A 19,592-nucleotide genomic window follows, 5' to 3' on the forward strand; every position below is an offset into this window, starting at 1 on the left:
GTGGGCAATGCTAGATTGCGACCTTGGCCGCCACCTTCGGGAGGGAGGGGGGCGGCTCCGCAACATTCACCAGAATTCCGGGGTCAAGGGGGACACATGTTGGATCTGAGTTCGCGTCGAGCGGCACGCCTGGCCGTGCCGGTGCTGCTGCTGGTGGCCCTGGCCGCCTGCTCCAAGAAGGAAGAAGCCCAGCCGGCCGCGGCGACCACGCCCGCCACCGGCGGCGCGGCGACGCCGGCACCGGCGGCCACCACCCCGGCCGAAGCGCCGGCCGCCACGCCCGATACCGCCGTCTCGGCGCAGGTGCAGGCGATGTCGGTGGACCAGCTGCGCGAAGCCGCCTCGCTGGCGCTGCGCGAGAACCGCATGTACGCCCCGACCGGCAACAACGCGGTCGAGTACTACCTGGCCCTGCGCGACAAGCAGCCGCAGGACGCCACGGTGAAGAGCGCGCTGACCGACCTGACGCCGTACACGCTGATCGCCGCCGAGCAGAGCATCAACCGCGAGGACTTCCCGGAAGCCCAGCGCCTGATCGCCCTGATCGAGAAGGTGGACGACAAGGCCCCGGCGCTGCCGCGCCTGAAGGCCGGCGTCACCAACGGCGTGCAGAACGCGGCCACGCGTACCGCGCAGGAAACCGAGAAGCTCAAGAAGCAGACGGAAGAGAAGGCCCAGCAGCTGGTGGAGCAGAAGAAGCTCGCCGACCAGCAGGCCAAGGAAGCCGAGGCCGCGCGCCAGATCGCCGCGCAGCAGGAAACCGCCCGCGCCGAAGCCGAGCGCCAGGCCGCCGCCAAGCGCGAGGCCGACCAGCGTGCCGCCGCCGCGGCCGCCGCCGCCGCGCCGAAGCCCGCCGCCTCCGCACCGACCGCCGCCGCGGCTGCCGCCGCCACGCTGCGCCCGATCAGCACGCCGGCACCGCGTTATCCGCCGGAAGCCCTGCGCGCCGGGACCTCGGGCGAAGTGCTGGTGGAGATCACCGTCGGCACCGATGGCTCGGTGACCAGCTCGCGCGTGCTGCGTGCCAACCCGGCCCGCGTGTTCGACCGCGAAGCGCTCAACGCCACCAAGCGCTGGAAGTTCGAGCCGGTGGCCGCCCCGGTGACCACCCGCCGCACGCTGTCCTTCAGCCCGGGCACCTGATCCCGGCCTGCGACAACCCAAGGGCCCGGGATTTTCCCGGGCCTTTTTTTCGCCACTGGCCCATGGCCGCGCGAGCGGATCGGGCTCCATCGGAAGGACATCGATGCGTTTGTACCGTTGGCAGACCCTGCCGCTGTTGCTGTTGCTGCTCACCGCTCCGGCCCTTGCCCGTCCCGCCGCCCCACCGGCCCCGGATTTCGCCACCCAGCTGCAGGCCGTGGCGCGCTCGCTGGACGGCGCACCGAATGCCGAAGGCCAGGCGGCGATGGAGCGCATGCTCGCCGACCCGCGTTTCGAGGCACTCGACCCACCGCAGCAGGCCGCCGCCCTCGCCGTGGCCGGCTGGAGCGCGCTGGGCCTGGAGCGCATCGCACAGGCGCGCACGCTGCTGGAACGCGCCAGCGTCATCGAGCCCTCGGTGGCCGAGATCTGGTACATGCGCGCCGTGGCCGACCACCAGGGTGGCGAGCGCGAGCTGGCCGCGCGGCATCTGGCCAAGCACATCGGCGCTTCCCCGAAAACGCTGCCGGAGCTGGATGCCGGCGTGGTCTATGCCTTCCTGCGCGACACCGCGCCCGGCGGCGAGGCGCGTCGCGTGCTGCTGCAGGCGCTGTTCGACGCGAACTGGACGATTGGCGGCACCGCGCCGACCGCCGAGTGGTACGAACTGGCCGTGCTGCAGTACGAAGCCGGCGAGCGCGCCGCGCTGCCGGCCACGCTGGCCCGCATCGACAGCTCCGACGGCATGGTGCGCCTGCGCACCGACCGCCGCTTCGATGCGTGGGTGGACCGCGCCGCGCCGCGCTGGAACGTGCGCCACGCGCTGGAGCAGGAGCAGGACGCGCTGCGCGTGACCAACCTGCTCAACCCGGAAGACATGAGCGTGCTGGTGAACCTGGCCGCGACGATGCTTTCGCTGGGCGACTACGAAGAAGTGCTGCGCATGAGCGGCCAGGTGGATGCGGTGGTCGAGGCGGCGCAGGCCCAGAACGCGCAGCCGCCGTACACGCACATGGACCAGTTCCTGTGGCTGATGGAGAACCGCGTCAGCGCACTGCGCCGGCTCGGCCGCAGCGATGAGGCCCTGGCGCTGCGCCAGCGGCTGGGCCAGATGCCCGAACAGGGCCAGCGCAACGTGAGCCAGGCATTGAACCTGGGCGAGATGCTTGTGGGCCTGCAGCGCCCGAAGGAAGCGCTAGATGCGATCGCCACGCTGGGTGATGCCTCGCCTTACGGCGAGATGGTGGCGCACATGCTGCACCTGCTGGCCGCGCGGCAGATGCACGACGAAGCCGCCGCCACCCAGGCCCTGGACTACCTGCGCGCGCACAGCGCCGATGCCCCGCGCATCTGGCTGACCTCGCTGTTGCTGATCGACGCGCAGGACGAAGCCGCTGCCTTCGTGCGCACCGAGCTGGCCTCGCCGCTGCGCCGCGGCGACATGCTGTTCGACCTGCAGGACCAGCCCGAGCCCGAGCCGCTGCCGGCGTTCGCGCCGCTGGAGCCGCGCGCGCAGGCGTTGAAGAAGCGCGCCGACGTGCGTGCGGCGATCGACGCGGTGGGCCGCGTGGAGCGTTACGACGTCGAGCTGTAACGCGCGAAAAGAAACGCCGGGCATCCAGGATGCCCGGCGCTCGATCTTCAAAAGCGGGGATTACATGCCGCTGGAGGCCTGCTTCGCCGCCTTGTCGTGACCGGCCTGCATTTCGGCCGCGGTGAGCTTGCCGTCGCTGTTGGCATCCATCTTCGCGAACATCTTGGCCGAGCCAGCCGCGTGTTCGGCAGAGGAGATGCGGCCATCGCCATCGGTGTCGATGGCCTTGATCTCGTCGGCCGAAGACATCTTCATGCGGTCTGCCTTGTCGCCGGCGCCCTTGGCGGCCCAGTGCGCATCCATCTCGGCGGCGGTGACGTAGCCGTCCTTGTTGGCATCCATGGCGGTGAACATCTGCTGCGCGCCGGCGGCGTGCTCGGCGCTGGTGACGACGCCATCGTTGTTGGCGTCCATCTTGTCCATCTTGGCGGAATGGTCGCCGGCCATGGCGAATGCCGGGAGCATCATCGCGGCGCCAAGCGCCAGGTTCATCAGGTTGCGTTTCATCCTGCCCTCCGCAGGTCGGTGTGTGCGCCGAGCCTGCGCGTGCATTCGTTGCGCCGCCGTCAACCGCATGCGAAACCGCGTGCGCATGGCTGAACCACTCCGCGGGGGTGTTGCATGGAAACGGTTTAGCGGACGCCGGCTGGATCAATTGGATACAGCCGCATGAAAAAGCCCGGCATTCAGCCGGGCTCTTTCGTCACGCGCTTCCGTCAGCCGCTGATCGCCAGCCGCTCGTGGTGATAACGCCGCACCGCCGCGAACCACAGCAGCGCCGCCAGGCCGAAGCCCGCGCCGAGATACACCGCCCACACCTGCATGTCGATCGTCTCGTGGCGGGTGATCTTCTGCAGCATCTGGTTCTGCGCCAGGAACGGCACCGCGAAGTGCCACAGCTGGGTCTTCAGCGGATACACCATCAGCGCGTAGCCCGGCAGCATCGGCAGCAGCATCAGCCAGGTCATGTGGCTCTGCGCTTCCTTCATGCTCTTGGCCGCCGCCGCCAGGTACGTCAGCAGCGAAGTGCCGATGAAGACCATCGGCAACAGCACGAACAGCATCTGCACCATCGACAGGTAGCTGACGTTGAGCTGGCTCGCCATGCCGGTGGCGAACATCGCGCTGAACTTGAACGCCAGCAGCGTCAGCAGCAACGACACCATGCCGATGAAGCACGCCGCGGCGATCTTGCCGCTCACCACCGCGCTGCGCGGGGCCGGCGTGGCCAGCAGCGGCTCCAGCGACTGGCGCTCGCGCTCACCGGCAGTGGCGTCGAGGATCAGGTACGCGCCGCCGAGGAACGAGGTGATGATGAGCAGCACCGGCAGCAACAGCGACATGTAGAAACCGCGCTTGGCTTCCGCCGTGGCGAGATCCTGCATGCCCACGTCCACCGGGCGGGCCACCTGTGCATCGATGCCGCGCGCCAGCAGGCGCAACGCGCCGACCTGCTGCCCGTAAGCGCCCAGCGCCGCCTGCAGGCGCGTGCTAGGGATATCGGCGTCACGCCGCGTGGTATCGCGCAGGATCTCCACCAGTGCCGGGCGACCTTCGCGCCAGGCCTGCGGGTAGTCGTCGCTGATGCGCAGCGCCACGTCGATGTCCTGGCTGCGGATCGCCGCGGTCAGGTCGTCCGGCGCGGCCACCACGTTCAAGCCCTGCGCCTTGAGGAAGGCGACCAGGTTCGGCGCCGCTTCCGCGTTGACGGTGGGGATGTCCAGCGGCTTGTCGATCTGCGTCTTCACCCGCGACTCGGCGAGCTTGTTCATGCCCAGGATCAACACCGGGTACAGCAGCGGCGCGAGCAACAGCGAGAGCAGCAACGTGCGACGGTCGCGCGAGATATCGCGCAACTCCTTGCGCATCACCGTCCACACGGTGGCGAGCAGGCCGCGCTTTTGGGGTTCCATCTGGTTCATGCGTGCAGTCCCTCGTCCGAACCGATCGCCTTGACGAAGGCGTCTTCCAGGTTGTCCTCGCCGGTCTGCGCGCGCAGTTCGTCGGCGGTGCCGGCGGCCACGACCGTGCCCTTGGCGATGATGGCGATGCTGTCGCACAGCGCCGCCACCTCCTGCATGATGTGGCTGGAGAAGATGACGCAGCGTCCTTCCTCGCGCAGCTGGCGCAGGAAGCTGCGCAGCGCGCGGGTGGTCATCACGTCGAGGCCGTTGGTCGGTTCATCGAGGATGACGTTGCGCGGGTCGTGCACCAGCGCACGGGCGATGGCGGTCTTGGTGCGCTGGCCCTGGCTGAAGCCTTCGGTCTGGCGGTCGAGGATGTCGTCCATGTCCAGCGCCTTGGACAGCACGCGCACGCGCTCGGCGATGTGCGAGGCCGACATGCCGTGCAGCTGGCCGAAGTAGGCGATGTTCTCGCGCGCGGTCAGGCGCTTGTAGACGCCACGCGCATCCGGCAGCACGCCGAGGCGGCGGCGCACGGCGATGGGGTCGCGCGCGGTGTCGATGCCATCCACGGTGACGCGGCCGCTGTCGGGCGTCATCAGCGTGTAGAGCATGCGCAGCGTGGTGGTCTTGCCGGCGCCGTTGGGGCCGAGCAGGCCGGTGATGCGGCCGTCGCCGGCGCTGAAGCTGACCCCATCCACGGCCTTGACCAGGCCGGTGCGGGTCTTGAACGACTTGTGCAGGTCTTCGGCGATGATCATGCCGCGTCCTCCATGTGAGCGATGGCGTGCATCAGGGTTCCCATCCATTGAACGAGGTGAAGGCCGGCACGCGGTTGAGGTTCTGCACGCACGAGGCGTCGAGCGACTTCGCATCACCCTTGTCGAAGAACTGGCCGATCAGCTTGGGCACGCAGCCCAGCGCCATCACGCTGTGGCCCTGCCCCGGCGCGATGACGTGCTTGCCGTTCGGCAGGTGGGCGAGCACGCGTTCGGCGTAGCGCGGCGGCGTGACCGGATCGAGCTCGCCGGACAGCAGCAGCACCGGCACGTTGCCGGTGAGCGGCGCGGTGAAGTCGGCCGGCGCGGTGCCACTGGCCCAGGCCGGGCAGGCGGCGAAGAACATCTGCGCCACTTCCGGGCCGAGCAGCGTGGAGGCGGCGGCCTCGGAAGGCTGGTAGCGGCCGGCATCCTCGGCGCAGATCACCGACCACTGCATCAGGCGGTTCATCTGCCCGCCCATCTGGCGATTGGCCAACTGGGCCAGCGACATCAGCGGCTCGTAGCGACCATGCGAGGCCTCGTCCAGCACCAGCGGCAGCAGCGAGGCCGTCTGCGGGGCGTAGGAGAAGGCGAACGCGAGGCCGACCACCGTGTCGGCGGTGACCTTGCCGTGCGCCATCTCGCCGGTGCCCGGGTGGCGGTAGTCCACTTCGACCGGCGCCTCGCGCAGGCGCGCCAGCACATTGCGCAGCTGCTCGTGGGTGTCGGTGGGGAAGCGCTTGGCGCAGGCGGCATCCTGGCGGCACTGCGCGGCCTGCAGCTTGATCGCATCCTCGAAGGTGGTGGCGAACTCGCCGCCGACCACCAGGTCGTTCGGCGCCACGCCGTCGATCACCAGCGCACGCACGTGTTCCGGATAGCGCTTGGCGTACTGCTGCGCGACGCGGGTGCCGTAGGAGACACCGACCAGGTCCACGCGCGGCGCACCGAGCACGGCGCGCACGGCATCGAGGTCGCCGATGGCCTCGGTGGTCGTATAGAAGCGCGTATCGGTGGTGGGCTTGAGCGCGGCGGCACAGCGGGCGGCGTAGTCGGCGACCACCTTGGCGGCGTCGGTGACATCTTCCTCCGGCAGCGCGAGCGGCTTGCCATCCGGGCCGAGGCATTCAAGCGGGTGCGAGCCGCCGGTGCCGCGCTGGTCGATGAGGAACACGTCGCGCTGCTTGCGGGTTTCGGCCAGCGCGACCTCGACCAGGCTGGCCACCTCGGTGGCGGACTGGCCCGGGCCACCGGCGATGAAGAACACCGGCTCCAGGTCAGCGGCGCCGTCGTTCTTGGAATCCAGCCAGGCGATCTTGAGATCGATCTTTCGACCGGTGGGCGCGGCGGGGTTTTCCGGCACGGCCAGCGTCGTGCACTGCGCCTCCACGTTGCCCGCGGCCTGGGCCGAGGTCAGCGTGCAGGGATGGAACTTGAGCGAACCGCGCGTGCGGGTAACCGGCGCTTCCTCGGCCACGGCGTGGCGCGGCTTGGGCGCGGCCTTGTTCGGCGCGGCGGCAGTGGCGTCAGTGGCGGCGGCGGGCGCCGGGTGGCGTGCCTGCCATTGGCGGTATCCGAACAGCGCCGCGACCACCACCAGCGCCAGGATGATCCTGACCTTCTTGGACATCTGCGTTTCCTTCCTGAGTCTTCGTTCCACGACGCGGCGGCGCGGCCGATGTGACCGTCCCCCGCTCCCCACTTCAACATCTCATGTTTCGTACAGGAAAATCCGTTCGATCGCCTCCCCGAACAGGTGGGCGATGCGGAACGCCAGCGGCAGGCTGGGATCGTACTTGCCGGTTTCCAGCGCGTTGACCGTCTGCCGGGACACCCCCAGTTCCTCGGCCAGCTGGCCCTGCGACCAGCCCTGCCCCTCGCGCAGTTCGCGCAGGCGGTTCTTCATTGGTAGCGCCGCCGCAGCCACAGGCTGGCGAGCACGCGCACCAGCAGGATGCCGGCGAAGACCCACGACATGGCCGGCTCGGCCTCGACATGGATGAGGCCGAAGCGCTGCAACACCCAGGCGGAGAAGTAGAGCTGCGGGACGACCAGCGCGGCGATGGCCAGGGATTCGAGCTCGATCTTGCGTTGCAGCTCGTCGGCATCCCGCAGATAGCGCAGTGCGGCGCGCAGGAGCAGGGCGATGGCGGCGAGGGGCAGCAGGCAGACGAGGGCGACCAGCCACGGGCCGTGCGGGTAGGTGGAGAGCCAGGGCGAGAGGATCAGCAGGGCGAGATAGACCAGCAGGCCGGGAGTGGCTTCGCGCAGGTAGCGGCGGGAGAGCTGCTGCTGGAGGCGGTCGGATTCGTCTGGGAGCCACTGCGGGCGCAGCGTGTGCAGGGCGCAGGCGAGCAGGAGCGCACCCCCCATGCCCCAGGCGAGGCCGGCGGTGAAGTCGTGGTAGCGCAAGGGCAGGCCGAGGGCCGGGAGGTAGGCGGCTGCGGCGAGGAGCGTGGCGATAACGGCCAGGCCGCGCAGGCGTTTGCTGCGCGAGAGGATTGCGGTCACTGCGGGAGCCCCTGTCAATGATGCTTTACATCAGGTTGACGATGGGGCAGGACGTTGTCAAGTGAGCTTTACCGCACAGAACGCCATAGCTGGTAGCCGACTTACAAACTACGGTGCGAATGCTGATGCACAAACTTTGGTGCACGTAATATAGCGCAGCAGGCAAAGTCGCCTCGAACCTCCTCCCCACGGCGAGGCATCCCGCGGCTGAGGATGGAGCACTCGAGGAAGCTGTCGAGATATCAGTGGAAAATTGGAAGAACCGCCAACAGCCTCAGCCCCGCCGCCTAAGGAACTCACCCAATGAGTAAGACAGTCGGAAAGTCTGTTAGGTCAGCGGTCGTGGCTGTGGCCGCGGTGCTGGCGACAGCTTGCGCGGCAGCGCCGCCTGTTCCATCTGGCGTGCCTAGCGTATCAATCTGCCGGATAAATGGAGCCGGAGATCAATACGTCGATAGGAGTGTGACAGTGTCCGGCGTATTTAGAACGGACAGTCTTCACTATGGCTATATTATTGATGAGCAGTGCGGCGACAGCCAGAATGTCCTCGACATCGGACGTGCGTTCGGAAATCCAGAATACGACGCACTGAATCAAAAATGGCGGCGCCAATGCCTGAAACGTGGCGAGAAAGGAATCTGTGTGTTCGAAACTGCTGTAGTCATAAGCGGAGTCGTGCGCCGATCCGATCGCATCTTGGTTATTGACGTCGACCATGTTGTGGAGAAGTCGCTCTAGTTCAGCAGGTCTCTTCGGGCGATAGATGCGCGCCTAGACTTTTTCTTGGAGTGCGGCTCTATGCCGGGCGCAACATCGGCTGAAGGGCCCTGAGGCGCTGGGATTCGGCAAGCTGCTTAGCCTCTGACACTTAAGCTGAAGGAGGAGGTCGCGGTTGCCGGTGATGTGGCGACAACTTATGGTTTCGATAGCACAGGTCGTGCTGCGATCCTGTCGGGCATTTTGGATCTACCAGTATCTCAGCTGCCCTGCTCGCCATTGCGACTAGTCGTTGCTTTGCCGGCGACAGGCCCACGCGAGGGCCTGTCGCCCGGCGTCATCGCCATTGCCCTCACGCTCGGCTTGGCGCTCTGCTCGACCATTTCGGTGGCGGTACATACCTTGCGCCGGCCGCGCACTTAGGGGATCTACAAGGCACTGTCGCAGTTCACGAGGCCGATCGATCTCTGCCAGTCGCTCCATGGCTACCAGGCCGCGCAGATCGCCACCGAACCGCTTGGTGCACCGCCCCACCCCTCGTTCGCTAAGGTCCACCCATCTGTGCAATGCAAACTATGGTGCTGAGGATCGGGCTCCCGATCCTACATATGCCTATGAAAGTATGGAATTTCTACAAACTATGCTCGATCATACGGCGCACCAATAAGCTCGCATGGTGTCCTTGCATACAAACTTTGCTGGGTGTGGCAGCACAAACTATGCCTTTCTGCCCACCGGCGCGATGGATGCCAGGCCGACAGCCGCAACTCGCATCCGGTGCATGACCTTCGGCGCTTCAGCATCAACGCTAGCCAAGTTGAATTACTTTTTTGGCTCGGAGGACGCAACGCATCCTCCCTGGGGATGGCTAGACGACAGCTGACTGCCTATTTCTCATTGGTGAATGTAATCTCGACCGAGCCATTATCGTCCACTATGGCGCCGTACAGATAATCCTTCGCCTCATACTCAACCAGCCACAGACCATTAGTTCTTCTCACTGAGTTGAAAGAAAGGCCTACGCAATTGGTCATGCGGGAAGCGCAGTGCTTGTACATCTCTGCATCGGCCAGCTTTCTTGCATCTGCGGCGGATACAGACGAGTGACCACACCCGGCCAGCGCAATTAAGAAGAGCAATGTTGTTGCGCGCTTTACCTCGTCCCCTCTCCTCAATCGCTTCGGCACCTCGAATTTCGACTGCGGAAAGGCACACCAGGCGTCGCCCTTCCTGGGCCCCTCGACATCCGAATGGGCCATTCTGTCATTCATTGGGTCAACCCCGTTACCCCAATCAGAACCTACTCACAGAAGGCCCTCAAAACTTTTCTCACTCCGCCTTCAGCTGCGACTCGCTTTTCCGAGCAATGAGTCGCCTTTGGTTCCACCCTTCTGGTCAAGGCCACGCCTGATCCTTCGTAGATGCACTGCATCCAAAGTTCCGCACCCCCTGCTGGCTTTACGAATTTCCAGAGTGCTTCTCCAGCCGCTCCACCCCATGGCTTGAGCACGGCGTTGTCACTCTGGTCATCGTGCAGGCGCCCTTCAATGATGTTCAGGCCCACCAAATCCCGGTTCGAAGACGCCTCTGTACTGCCCCACCCTACGGGCAATGCTTTTGCTGCCTCCAGTACACGGATAGCGGTTGGGCACGACTGCGCGTGCGCTGGCTGCGGGAAGAACTGAAACCCGCAAAGCAGCGCCACGCACAAGAAGCGAATGCGCCGCCAATCGATGCTCCCCATTATTCTCCTTTCCATCAGGGCCACGTGCATGGAATCGACTGATTCTTCACTCCACCCGCTACAAAACGGTCGCAGCACGACGCGGCCATGATCAGCCCCGAGAACGAATCGTTCCAGAGTCCCTCTCGTGGCACTCCGTCGACAAGTCCAAGCCATCTCTGTGTTTCATCACAAATGTTCCGAGCCAGCCCATGTGATCAGCAAAGGGGCTCTCGGACAAGATCCTCCTGGTTGATTTCAACCTCGAATGGAGTCGCTCCCCGAAAGCTTGCACGTCTGGGGCACGACGACTCGCATCGATGTGCTCCATTAGAACGAGCGCTTCGGACCAATTTACGACAGTGAGCACCGGCACCCCCTTGCATGTGAATTGGATCGACTGCGAGCCCATATCTCCCTCGTTCAATGCGACACCCTCAATTGGATTGGCCCGCTCGAACGCTATCGCTTCGCTGCGTATATCCGAAAACTCATTCTTCGGCAGGTGCTCAAAAGCAGTTTGCGCCGTAGAAACCGATGTGGGCGTAAAAATCCAAAGCACTATCAATGCCATCAGCACAGAGCCCAGGATTACCATAAGAACCTTCATTTCATAGACTCTGCCTGTGTGGAAGAACCAGCACCTGTCAGGCGCACGATGCATAGGCCCATGAACATGGGCGCTTGCGGAAGTCCGTAAACCTAGACCCTAGCCGAGAATCTGCTGCCGACGCAGGGCCCGTCAACACTCAGGCGGCCTTGGCGCTGCTGCGCGCCAACGCCCGACGCTCGATGCTGGCGGCGAACAGCGGCGTCTCGCGGCTGTTGTGGTTGCCACCGTCGCGCTGGCGTGCCTCGGCCGCGTCCGCGAACGGGGTGCCATGCTGGGCAATGAAGTCGAGGAACTCCTGCGTCGGATGCGCCACCACGCTGTTGGTGTACTCGCAGGTGTTCTCGTCGATCTTCTTCACGCTCAGCGTCCAGATGACCTGCACGCGGGTGCGACCGTTCGGGGTGAAGGCGTCCGACGTGGACACCATCTTGCACAGGGTCGGCGTGGCGACTTCGGCGACATAGTGCTGGACCATCAACGTCTGGCCGATCATCTCGACGTTGATGGACATGCGCTTGCCATCATCGGTGGTGGTGGTGCCGGCCGAGATGTGGTCGGGCGGGCAGCAACGCTGGTACTCGGCCTCGGGGAGGTTGAACAGCCACTCGGCGATATCGACCTTCTCGATCGGCACGTTGATGGTGGCGGTATAGGCGGAAGAAGAGAGCTGCTTGTCCGTGATGATGATGTCCGACATGGCTGGATCCTCTGGGGGAATGAATCGCCGCGAACAGGTGCGGCGTTGAGGGGTTCATTCCGGCGCCGGGCCCTCGTGGGCGGCGCATGGGAATGAGGTTCCAGTGTTGTCCCTGCGGATTCTTCCAACCAGCTATCTCTTGGACCGATGGATTTATACGAAGGTTTGGCGGTGCGGCGATCTCTTCGCGTCACCGGGCGTGAGTGCGTCAACCACGTGCAACATCACGCCGCCACCTATTCGGACGTCACTTCAGACCGGAATTCACCCTCGGACCAAGAGAACACCATGGTCCCAGCCTCCATGGCCTCGTAGATCACGGCGTCAGGCCGGCCTCCCTTACCGGGCGAGCGCCTCACCACGCTTACTCGCGCCACCTTCTGCATCGGGCTAAGCACCAAGGGCTTTCGATCCGTGTGAGAAGCACCGACCAGCAGTAGCGCTTGCGTGATCCCGCCCGCCGAGGAGTCAACGATGGAAACAACGTACTGGCGCGACCCGGGCCGGAATGTGCCGCTTGTCCATCCTGGGCATGCACCGCCGTAAGCCGCGGCCCATAGGGCCTGGTCGTCTCGGTACAGATCGCGCTGCGTCACCACATGGGCTTTAGGGAAATGTTTCAGTGCCGTATCCGCCACGCTGCGTGGCAGCCGGGCACAATCATCGGACGACTGTGCCGCGGAGGCCGAGGGGGCTTGCAGCAGGCTCAATAGCAGGAACACTTGTTTCAGCACGTCAGCCCCTGTCATTCCAGCAGGTGTAACCAGTAGTCCGCGGGCCCCGAAGGATCAACCGTCCCGCGATGCGAGGAAAATTCGCCTGAAGCACAGAAAGCTTACGATGAAACAAAACGCATCGACGCCGATGAAAATCCAGAATACTTCCGTGAACAGATGCTCCCTGGGGAAAGGCACCAGGCCGCGAATCAACAAGAGCACTGCGCCAATGCCAAACACGGTTCCATACAACCAACATTCAAACTTGCGCATCGCTTGATCCCTATCGGCAAATCCATCGCGCACATCCGCTAGCGCACGGCGCCGTGGCAAGCCTCGATACCCCAATACGCGGACACCGCCTCAGGCAACAGCTCCTGCAACATCGACGGCCCTTCCCTCGACGCCACCACGTGCGCCTGTCGCCCTGGCGCCACGAGCACACCACCGATCCCCTGGCCGAGCCGGTTTACCGCCAGCGCGCGAGTTGTCCCGCTGTCACGCATCTCGATGGCATCGGCATAGACAAACACCACCTTTATCTTGACGTGCTTGGACGACGCGCACTTGCTTACGTCATCGAGCGCGAACTGGAGATGCGCGATCGCCTCGGCGGCGCCTTCATCGGTGGCCGTTTCAACGGAAGGCGGTGCGAACGCGACGATCGTCGGGCCTTGTATCAATACGCGCCGCGTTACTTCAGCGGCTGAGGAGGACTGCACCCAAAGGCTGACCAGCAGAGACGCGACCAAACACATCCTGTGAGTCATTCCCGCTCGCTCCCCTCGCATTCTTCCAGCCACTCCGCCGGATACCGACTTATCTTGCCACCAAAAGATCGCTCTCGCCGACTGATATCACTACGCCGACGGAAGTGATCAATACTGTGGTCATGCCGCGCGCAGGGTGCTGGCTGGCTGGTGGCGCATCACCGTCCAGGTGCTCATGCCGGCATGCACCAGCAGGGTATCTACCGCGATCTCGAAGGCCGCGAGCTGGGCCGGTGCGAAGTTGCGGGTGAGGTCATCGAAGATCAGCCCGAACGAGTGCCACCAGTCTGCCTCGTCCATGCCCACCGACGCCGGGGAACGTATATGTTCGCGCACCAGCTCCACGGCCTGCCGGACTTCCTGGTCGCTGACGCCGCGCCTGAACAGTCGAGTTTCTACCTCGTCCAAAGGGGAAAGCATGGGGCCATGGGTTCGGGAAATGGGGCCGCATCATGCTCGGAGCGATGTCAAAGCCACATGCAGGCTGGCCGGGCCTTATTTCCCGGACGCGCAGCTCACAACACCTCAACCCGATTCCGCCCACCCCGCTTGGCCGCGTACAACCGCCCATCCACCGCCTCCACGAACGCACGCGCGGTGCAAGCGCCGGCCACCTGCACCGTCCCCACGCCCAGGCTGGCGGTGACGTAGTCGCCCGCGCCCTGCCCGCCGTGCACGATGCGCAACGCAGTGAGCCTTTCCACGCACTGCGCCGCCAGCTCGCGCGCGGCCGCGGCATCGGTCTCCGGCAGCAACAGGATGAATTCCTCGCCGCCAAAGCGCGCCACCACGTCGCGCGGACGCTGCACCACGTCGCGCAGCGCCTCGGCCACGCGACGCAGGCACTCGTCGCCGGCCACATGGCCATGCGCGTCGTTGAACTGCTTGAAGTGGTCGATATCCAGCACCACCAGCGACACCGGCTTGCCGCTGCGCCGCGCATCGGCCCACTCGGTCTCCAGCCGCTGGTCGAACATGCGCCGGTTGGCGATGCCGGTGAGGCCGTCGGTCAGCGAGAGCTGTTCGAGCTCGCGATGCAGCCGCAGCAGTTCATCCTCGGCGCGCTTGCGCTCGCTGATGTCGAACATGAAGCCGATCAGGCAATCGACCTCGCCATTCTCGTGGCGCACCACGTGCACCACGTCGCGAATCCACACGTAGCCGCCGTCGCGCGTCATCGCGCGGTAGTCGGCCTCGTGGTCCACGCCCGCCTGCGATTGCGACACGCAGAAGTTCACCACGTAGTCGCGGTCTTCCGGGTGCATGCGCGTGACCCAGTCGTCCACCGTCTGCCAGCTATCCTGCGTCCAGCCGAGCAGCGTCTCGATCTGCGGGCCGATGTAAGCGAAGCGCATCGTCGCCCAGTCGATCTTCCAGGGAATCGCCTTGGTGGATTCGAGCAACGTCCGGTAGACGTCGGGGCTTTCGGGAAGCGGGTGCGGCTGGCCCTGGCCGAGGGCGGCGTCTGGAACGGTGCTCATGGCCGCATGGTAGGCAATTGCAGGGGCGCGTGTGTGACGCAGCGCCCTTGCTGCTGCGGGGACCGACGGATCAGGAGCCGGCGATCTCCGCCACCGCCCGCCCTTCGCGCCGCTCCCACCACACCGCCACCGCCCACAGCAGCAGGCCGGCCACCGCGGTCGCCGCGCCCACGTAACCCGTGGATGCCGGGCTGTGTCCCGCGTCGATCGCCATGCCGCCCAGCCACGGGCCGAGCGCGTTGGCGGTATTGAACGCCGCGTGGTTCGACGCGGCCGCCAGCGTCTGCGCCTCGCCGGCCGCATCCATCAGCCGCGTCTGCAGGATCACCGCCAGCGCGCCCATCGTGCCCACCGCCACCACCGCGAGCAACACGCTCCACAGGCTGTGCGCGGCCAGCGGATACAGCAGCAGCACCGCGATCGACCACACCAGCACCAGCCCCGCGGCGCGGAACTGGAAGCGGTCCACCAGCCAGCCGCCGGCGAAGTTGCTGATCAGCGCGCCAATGCCGAACGCGCCCACGGCCAGCGGCATCCAGCGTTCCGACACGCCGGTCACGCGCACCAGCGTCGGCGAGAGATAGGTAAACACGCAGAACATGCCGGCGAAGCCAATCGCGCCGATCGCCAGCGCCAGCCACACCTGCGGGCGGTTGAACGCCTTCAGCTCGCGCATCGGCGTGGTGCGCGGCTCGTTCGGGTCCGGGGCGAGGAAGCGCGCAATCAGCGCCACCGTGATCACCGCCAGCACGCTCACCAGCCCGAAGGCGATGCGCCAGCTCGCGTGCTGGCCCAGCCAGGTCGTCAGCGGGTTGCCCACCAGGATGGCCACCGACAAACCCAGCAGCACCTTGGAGACCGCCGCGCCGCGCTGTTCGGGCGGGCTGATCGCCGCGGCCACCAGCATCGCCACGCCGAAATACGCACCATGCGGCAGGCCGGCGACGAAGCGCGCCAGCAGCGCGATCTCGTAGTTCGGCGCCAGTGCGCTGCCGAGGTTGCCCACCGCGTAGAAGCCCATCAGCAGGAGCAGCAGGGTGCGCCGCGGCAGGCGCGCGCCGGCGAAGGCGAGCACCGGCGCGCCGACCACCACGCCCACGGCGTAGGCGCTGATCAGATGCCCGACCTGGCTCTCGCTGATGCCCAGCCCGCGGCTGATCTCCAGCATCAGGCCCATGCTGGCGAACTCGCTGGTGCCGATGGCGAAGCCGCCCAGCGAAAGGGCGATGAGGATCAGCAGGCGTTGGGCGGCAGTGAGCCGCGAGGCGAGCGCCTCGTGTGGGTGATTCATCGCAGGGGGGTCAACGTGGGGGACGTCTAGTATTGCTGCGTGGCAGCACAGTGCAAGTCACACGCACCCGTGGTGCTGCCCGTAGCCGCCCCCGCGCCGACACGGGGGCGGCAACGCCACCCCCGTGAAGTCCCCGCGTGAACGCAAGCATCAGCGCGCCACGCGCGCGAGGAAGTCCCGCACGGCCTCGCCCCAGGACGCGGGGGCTTCCATGCCGATCAGATGGCCACTGGCGATTTCGACCTTTTCCGCCCCAGCGATCCCGGCGGCGAGCTGGCGCTGGGCGGCGGGCGGTATCAGCCGATCCTCGCTGGTGACCACGACCAGGGTTGGCACCTTGATGCGCGCGAGCTGGGCCCGCGCATCCGCCTGCGCGGCGACATCGAACTGCGCGCCGGTTCCTGCGGGCAGGCCCTGCGCCAGCCCGCTTACCATGGCCTCCACATGTTCGGCGGGCAAAGCCGCCAGGGCCTGCTCCGAGAGGGCCAGCGCCGCCATGATCCGCGCCAGCGCGACATGCGTCTGTGGCAGGGGATGCAGCGCCGCAATCGCGATCGCCAGCTGGCGGCTGGACGCCGGTAGTTCGCCCGCGGTGGCGGTGAGCACCAGCGCGGTGACGCGCTGCGGATGGCGCTCGGCCACCCGCATCGCCACCAGCCCTCCGAGCGAGTAGCCAAGTACGGCAAAAGTCTCCAGGCCGTCGGCATCGGCTGCGGCGACCAGGGAATCGGCCAGCGTATCGAGGGAAAGCGGGGCATCGACCTGCGGCGAAGCGCCGGAACCGGGATAGTCGGCGCCTACCAGGCGATGCTGGCCGGAAAGCGTTTCGAGGATCGGGCCAAAGCTATCGGCGACCGAGGACGCCGCGCCGTGCGCGAGCAGCAGACCACTGCCACTGCCCAGGACGGAAGTAGCGAGGGAGTATCGGGACATGAAGCACCTTCAGGGAGGAAACGGAAGCCATGCATGCATGGCCATCGTTTTATAGGTCTCCCTCCGGCATGCGTTCCACCGCATTGCGGACACAATGCCTGCAACAGAGCGTTACGCGCGCACCCGGATTACTTGCTGCTGACGTACTTCTCGCGGCGGATCTGCGCGCCCGGCAGGCCGGCTTCCTTCAGCGCCTCGAAGCAGGCGTCGACCATGTTCGGGTTGCCGCACAGGTAGGCGATGTCGCGCGCCGGGTCCGGGGCGAACTCCGGCAGGTGCTGCTGCACGTAGCCGTGGCGCGCGTCCGGGTGGGCGCCGTCGGGGATGCCGCGCGAGTAGCACGGCACGTAGCGGAACGCCGGGTGCGCGTCGGCGAAGGCGCGGAAGTCCTCCCCGTACAGCAGCTCCTCGTCGTTGCGCGCACCCTGCAGCAGCACCACCTCGATGTTCCGCCCGGCGATGGCCTGGGCCAGCAGCGGCAACATCGAACGGTACGGGGTGACGCCGGTACCGGTGGCGATCAGCAGGTAGCGCTGGTTGTGGTCGCCCGGCTGCAGGCAGAAGCGCCCGTAGGGGCCGCTGGCCTGCAGGGGGTGCCCGGGGGCCAGGGCCTCGAACAGCGCCGTGGCGGCGCCACCGGGCACGAAGCTGACGGCGATCTCCACCGCCTCGCCCGGGCCCAGCGCGTGGTCGTGGATGGTCGCCAGCGAGTAGCTGCGCTTGGCGGGGGTGCCGTCGGCGTACTCGAAATGGACCTGGATGAACTGGCCGGGCTGGAAATCCAGGGGCTGGCCGTCATCACGGACGAAACAATAGTGGCCGACCGTGGGCGCGATCATGCGGCGGTCGACGAGCTTGAGCGGGAATTGGACGGGCACGAGGCGGAATGGAACAGTCTGTAGCCGGGGCCAGGCCCGCGGGGGGCTTCTATAATAACGGCTGTATTTTCGGAGCGCCGGCCTCCCGGCGAAGGCACGAGCTTGAACCCGGATTCCCGTTCCCAGGCCCCCGCGCTGCGCGTGCGGGACCTGCGCAAGACCTATGACACCGGCGTGCAGGCGCTCAAGGGCGTCTCGCTGGAGGTGCAGGAGGGCGACTTCTTCGCCCTGCTGGGCCCCAATGGCGCCGGCAAGTCCACCCTCATCGGCATCGTCTCCTCGCTGGTGAACCTCACCGAGGGCCAGGTGGAGGTGTTCGGCACCGACCTGGTGCGCGAACGCAGCGCCGCGATGCGGCTGATCGGCCTGGTGCCCCAGGAGATCAACTTCAACCTGTTCGAGAAGCCGTTCGACATCCTGGTGAACTACGCCGGCTTCTACGGCATGCCGCGCGAGGAAGCCGAGGCGCTGGCCGAGGCCGAGCTCAAGCGCGCGCACCTGTGGGAGAAGGCCCAGGTGATGAGCCGCACGCTGTCCGGCGGCATGAAGCGCCGGCTGATGATCGCCCGCGCGATGATGACCCGCCCGCGCCTGCTGATCCTCGACGAGCCCACCGCCGGCGTGGACATCGAGATCCGCCGCGACATGTGGCGCGTGCTGCGCGAGATCAACGGCGCCGGCACCACCATCATCCTCACCACGCACTACCTGGAAGAAGCCGAGAGCCTGTGCCGGCACCTGGCGATCATCAACCACGGCCGCATCGTCGAGCAGGGCCCGATGCGCGCGCTGCTGGCCAAGCTGGACGTGGAAGGCTTCCTGTTCGACATCGACGGCGACCTGCCCGCGCAGCTGCCGGCCATCGAGGGCGTCACGCTCGTGGCCGCCGACGCGCACACGCTGGACCTGGAAATGCCGCGCGCGATGGACCTCAACCGCATCTTCGCCGCGCTGCAGGCCGCCGGCATCCGCGTGCGCTCGATGCGCACCAAGTCCAACCGCCTGGAGGAGCTGTTCGTGCGCCTCACCGCCAACCTGGAGACCAAGGCATGAGCGCCACCCAGCCCGTCGCCCCGCAGAGCGACACCCAGCGCAACCTGGTCGCGCTGGGCACCATCGTGCGCCGCGAGGTCAAGCGCATCCTGCGCATCTGGGGCCAGACCCTGGTGCCGCCGGCCATCACCATGACGCTGTACTTCCTGATCTTCGGCGGCCTGATCGGCTCGAAGGTCGGCCCGATGGGCGGCTACGACTACATGGCTTTCATCGTCCCGGGCCTGGTGATGATGAGCGTGATCCAGAACAGCTACGGCAACATCTCCTCCTCGTTCTTCGGCGCCAAGTTCGGCCGCCATGTCGAGGAGCTGCTGGTCTCGCCGATGCCCAACTGGGTGATCCTCACCGGCTACGTCGCCGGCGCGGTGCTGCGCGGCCTGATGGTCGGCGTGATCGTGCTGATCATCGCGATGTTCTTCACCCCGGTGCGCATCCCGCACCCGCTGGTGACGCTGTCCACGGTGCTGCTGGGCGCGACGATCTTCTCGCTGGCCGGCTTCATCAACGCGGTGTACGCGAAGAAGTTCGACGACGTGGCGATCGTGCCGACCTTCATCCTCACCCCGCTCACCTACCTGGGCGGCGTGTTCTATTCGGTGACGCTGCTGCCGCCGTGGGCCGAGGCCGCCACGCACGCCAACCCGATCTTCTACATGGTCAACGCGTTCCGCTACGGCCTGCTCGGCACCAGCGACGTGCCGCTGTGGGTGGCCTACACGCTGATGATCGGCTTCGTGGTGGTGCTGGGCGCTCTGGGCCTGTGGCTGCTGCGGCGCGGCGTTGGCCTGCGCAGCTGAGGAGACC

At 66.3% G+C, this 19,592-nt stretch carries 21 protein-coding genes; 4 read left to right on the plus strand and 17 right to left on the minus strand.

Translation table 11 applies throughout. The features are described 5' to 3' along the window. Positions 1-96: 96 nt before the first annotated feature. Together ARC20_RS05065 and ARC20_RS05070 are read left to right on the plus strand one after the other, a co-directional pair. A complete protein-coding gene (locus ARC20_RS05065) occupies positions 97-1,143 on the plus strand; it encodes an energy transducer TonB (protein WP_057645311.1) in 1,047 nt (348 codons plus the stop codon). 103 nt (positions 1,144-1,246) lie between these two features. Beyond that, positions 1,247-2,737: a tetratricopeptide repeat protein gene (locus ARC20_RS05070; RefSeq protein WP_057645314.1), complete on the plus strand. Its 1,491-nt coding sequence runs from the start codon at positions 1,247-1,249 to the stop codon at positions 2,735-2,737. A 60-nt stretch (positions 2,738-2,797) separates the two neighbouring features. On the opposite strand, the gene ARC20_RS05075 is transcribed toward ARC20_RS05070, so the two are convergent. The 17 genes from ARC20_RS05075 to ARC20_RS05140 form a co-directional block, all read right to left on the minus strand. Next, positions 2,798-3,244 (minus strand): EF-hand domain-containing protein, encoded by a 447-nt coding sequence (locus ARC20_RS05075; RefSeq protein ID WP_057645317.1) that lies wholly within the window; start codon positions 3,242-3,244, stop codon positions 2,798-2,800. Positions 3,245-3,453: 209 nt separating this feature from the next. Beyond that, positions 3,454-4,650: an ABC transporter permease gene (locus ARC20_RS05080; RefSeq protein WP_057645683.1), complete on the minus strand. Its 1,197-nt coding sequence runs from the start codon at positions 4,648-4,650 to the stop codon at positions 3,454-3,456. A gap of 5 nt (positions 4,651-4,655) precedes the next feature. Continuing rightward, positions 4,656-5,402, minus strand: a complete 747-nt coding sequence (locus tag ARC20_RS05085) for an ABC transporter ATP-binding protein (protein ID WP_057645319.1) — start codon at positions 5,400-5,402, stop codon at positions 4,656-4,658. A gap of 31 nt (positions 5,403-5,433) precedes the next feature. Then, positions 5,434-7,032: an alpha/beta hydrolase gene (locus tag ARC20_RS05090; protein WP_081418040.1), complete on the minus strand. Its 1,599-nt coding sequence runs from the start codon at positions 7,030-7,032 to the stop codon at positions 5,434-5,436. Positions 7,033-7,113: 81 nt separating this feature from the next. Then, positions 7,114-7,308, minus strand: a complete 195-nt coding sequence (locus ARC20_RS05095) for a helix-turn-helix transcriptional regulator (RefSeq protein ID WP_057645323.1) — start codon at positions 7,306-7,308, stop codon at positions 7,114-7,116. Continuing rightward, positions 7,305-7,913, minus strand: coding sequence for a hypothetical protein (locus tag ARC20_RS05100; protein ID WP_057645326.1), 609 nt, complete (start codon positions 7,911-7,913; stop codon positions 7,305-7,307). The genes ARC20_RS05095 and ARC20_RS05100 overlap by 4 nt, the downstream gene beginning before the upstream one ends. A 414-nt stretch (positions 7,914-8,327) precedes the next feature. After that, positions 8,328-8,630: a hypothetical protein gene (locus ARC20_RS18185; protein WP_146165781.1), complete on the minus strand. Its 303-nt coding sequence runs from the start codon at positions 8,628-8,630 to the stop codon at positions 8,328-8,330. A gap of 887 nt (positions 8,631-9,517) precedes the next feature. Next, positions 9,518-9,889 (minus strand): hypothetical protein, encoded by a 372-nt coding sequence (locus tag ARC20_RS18190; protein ID WP_146165782.1) that lies wholly within the window; start codon positions 9,887-9,889, stop codon positions 9,518-9,520. A gap of 41 nt (positions 9,890-9,930) precedes the next feature. Then, positions 9,931-10,530, minus strand: coding sequence for an STY0301 family protein (locus tag ARC20_RS18870; protein WP_425478443.1), 600 nt, complete (start codon positions 10,528-10,530; stop codon positions 9,931-9,933). Between the two features lie 572 nt (positions 10,531-11,102). Beyond that, complete coding sequence (locus ARC20_RS05105) at positions 11,103-11,663, minus strand: hypothetical protein (RefSeq protein WP_057645328.1); 561 nt, start codon at positions 11,661-11,663, stop codon at positions 11,103-11,105. Positions 11,664-12,451: 788 nt separating this feature from the next. Beyond that, positions 12,452-12,652 carry a hypothetical protein gene (locus ARC20_RS05110; RefSeq protein ID WP_057645333.1) on the minus strand — a complete coding sequence of 67 codons (201 nt, stop codon included), beginning with the start codon at positions 12,650-12,652 and terminating at the stop codon, positions 12,452-12,454. A gap of 38 nt (positions 12,653-12,690) precedes the next feature. Continuing rightward, on the minus strand, positions 12,691-13,131 hold the full coding sequence (locus tag ARC20_RS05115; RefSeq protein ID WP_146165783.1) for a hypothetical protein: 441 nt from the start codon (positions 13,129-13,131) through the stop codon (positions 12,691-12,693). A gap of 138 nt (positions 13,132-13,269) precedes the next feature. Beyond that, positions 13,270-13,569, minus strand: coding sequence for a hypothetical protein (locus ARC20_RS05120; protein ID WP_057645339.1), 300 nt, complete (start codon positions 13,567-13,569; stop codon positions 13,270-13,272). A 95-nt stretch (positions 13,570-13,664) separates the two neighbouring features. Then, positions 13,665-14,630: a sensor domain-containing diguanylate cyclase gene (locus ARC20_RS05125; RefSeq protein ID WP_081418041.1), complete on the minus strand. Its 966-nt coding sequence runs from the start codon at positions 14,628-14,630 to the stop codon at positions 13,665-13,667. 70 nt (positions 14,631-14,700) lie between these two features. Continuing rightward, the gene (locus tag ARC20_RS05130) at positions 14,701-15,921 is read right to left on the minus strand and encodes an MFS transporter (protein WP_057645343.1); all 1,221 of its coding nucleotides are present in this window, start codon (positions 15,919-15,921) and stop codon (positions 14,701-14,703) included. Between the two features lie 150 nt (positions 15,922-16,071). Next, on the minus strand, positions 16,072-16,854 hold the full coding sequence (locus ARC20_RS05135) for an alpha/beta fold hydrolase (protein ID WP_057645346.1): 783 nt from the start codon (positions 16,852-16,854) through the stop codon (positions 16,072-16,074). A 128-nt stretch (positions 16,855-16,982) separates the two neighbouring features. Continuing rightward, a complete protein-coding gene (locus tag ARC20_RS05140) occupies positions 16,983-17,693 on the minus strand; it encodes a ferredoxin--NADP reductase (RefSeq protein ID WP_057645691.1) in 711 nt (236 codons plus the stop codon). 141 nt (positions 17,694-17,834) lie between these two features. On the opposite strand from ARC20_RS05140, the gene ARC20_RS05145 reads away from it, so the two are divergent. After that, positions 17,835-18,785, plus strand: coding sequence for an ABC transporter ATP-binding protein (locus tag ARC20_RS05145; RefSeq protein ID WP_057645350.1), 951 nt, complete (start codon positions 17,835-17,837; stop codon positions 18,783-18,785). Next, entirely contained in the window at positions 18,782-19,585 is an 804-nt protein-coding gene (locus tag ARC20_RS05150) for an ABC transporter permease (RefSeq protein ID WP_057645352.1), read from the plus strand. Before ARC20_RS05145 ends, ARC20_RS05150 begins: the two co-directional genes overlap by 4 nt. Positions 19,586-19,592: the final 7 nt, after the last annotated feature.

Source organism: Stenotrophomonas panacihumi (assembly GCF_001431645.1).
Taxonomy (GTDB): Bacteria; Pseudomonadota; Gammaproteobacteria; order Xanthomonadales; family Xanthomonadaceae; genus Stenotrophomonas_A; species Stenotrophomonas_A panacihumi.